Annotated in this window: 2 protein-coding genes; both read left to right on the top strand. The window is 72.9% G+C overall.

The features are described from left to right. The coding region (locus B8460_RS11605) for an SGNH/GDSL hydrolase family protein (RefSeq protein ID WP_148360556.1) at positions 1-633 on the top strand (633 nt) is incomplete at its 5' end. Further along, complete coding sequence (locus tag B8460_RS11600; protein ID WP_148360555.1) at positions 633-1,637, top strand: SGNH/GDSL hydrolase family protein; 1,005 nt, start codon at positions 633-635, stop codon at positions 1,635-1,637. The genes B8460_RS11605 and B8460_RS11600, both read left to right, overlap by 1 nt.

The raw sequence follows: 1,637 nt of genomic DNA, 5'->3' as shown, positions 1-1,637 counted from the left end.
ATCCTGGTGATCGGGGATTCGCAGGCCCAGGGCCTGGCCGGCGCGTTCATGCGCCGCTACCGCCGCGACCGCGACATCCGGGTGATCGACCGGTCGAAGATCGCGACCGGCCTGATCCCGCGCGCCAGCTACGACTGGCCGACCGAGATCAAGACCATCGCGGAGAAGGATCATGCCGACGTGGCGGTGGTCATGTTCGGCGCGAACGACCGCCCGCCGGTGCGCCGGCACGGCATGCTCGATCCGCAGCTCGTGGAGGCCTTCACCGACAGCTACGGCGCGACGGTGACGGAGATCGTCGATGCGCTGCGCGCCGCGCACATGCCGGTCGTGTGGGTCGGGCATCCGATCGTGCGCGATCCGGATTTCTCGTCCGACATGTCGATGCTGGACGGGATCTATCAGAAATACGCGACCGATGCCGGGGCCACCTATGTCTCGACCTGGAACCTGTTCGCTGCCCCCGACGGCAGCTACAGCGCGTATGGTCCGGGGCTCGACGGGGTGACGACGCGGCTGCGCGCCGATGACGGCGTGCATCTGACGCCCGCGGGCTATGACGTGCTGGCGCGGATGCTGGAGCCGTATCTGGAGGTGCCGCCGCCGGCGTCGGCGCAGGCGCTGCCGAACTGATGCCAGCCCGTCGCGCCGTCCTCTCCGCCCTCGCGGCGGCAGCCGTCGCCGGCTGCGCCCGCTCCCTCTCGGTGCCGCAGGTCGCGGCCTATCACCAGGCCGGCCGCCCTGCCCGGCCCCGCGTCCGGACGGCGGCGGGCGGCGATCCGCTGGCACCGTTCTTCGGCGATCTCGCCGCACTCGACGCGCACGCGGCGCGGCGGCCGGTGTCGATCGTCCAGGTGGGCGACAGCCACAGCGCGGGCGACTATTTCTCCGCCCGGCTGCGCGACCGGTTCCAGGCGCGGTTCGGCGCCGCCGGGCGCGGCCTGCTGCCGCCCGGCCGGCCGGACCGCTACTACGACCCGAAGCTCGTGCGGGTGACCGAGGCCGGCTGGACGCGCGACAGCGCGCGCGGCGGCGCGGGCCCGATCCCGTTCGGCATCGCGGGCGTGACGCAGACCGCGACGGGCCCGGCGCGCATGACATTGACCTCCGACGAGGCGGAGGGGTTCGACCGCATCGCGATCGTGTTCCGCCGCCTGCCGCAGGGCGGCAGCTTCGCCGTGTCGGTCGATGGCGGCGCGGCCCGCACGGTGAGCACGCGCGGCGCGGAGGAGACGGTGCGCGCGCTGTTCGACGCGCGGCGCGGCAGCCGCACCCTGACGCTCGAGACGCAGGGCGACGGCGAGGTGGCGCTGCTCGCCTGGGGGACGTGGCGGGACGTGCCGGGCGTGCTGTACCAGAACTTCGGCATCATCGGCGCGCAGGTGGACGTGCTCGAACGCTGTGACGCGCAGTCGCTGGCGACCGAGTTGCAGGACGCGGCGCTGCTGGTCGTCGAGTACGGCACCAACGAGGCGTTCGGCAGCGCCGCCGACCTCGCCGACTATCAGGCGCGGTTCCGTCGCGACGTGGGGGTGCTCGCCGACGCGGCGCCACAGGCATCGGTGCTGATCGTGGGCCCGCCGGACGTCAACCGCAGCGCGGGTGTTCAACAATGCGCGGTACGATACCGCGCATAA

The sequence above is a fragment of the Acidisphaera rubrifaciens HS-AP3 genome (assembly GCF_000964365.1).
In the GTDB taxonomy this organism is placed as follows: domain Bacteria; phylum Pseudomonadota; class Alphaproteobacteria; order Acetobacterales; family Acetobacteraceae; genus Acidisphaera; species Acidisphaera rubrifaciens.
This window is presented reverse-complemented; position numbering and strand designations above follow the sequence as displayed.

Excerpts from the sequence above, each read along its gene's own strand:
- B8460_RS11600 (WP_148360555.1), top strand. The coding sequence starts at position 633 with ATGCCAGCCCGTCGCGCCGTCCTCTCCGCCCTCGCGGCGGCAGCCGTC.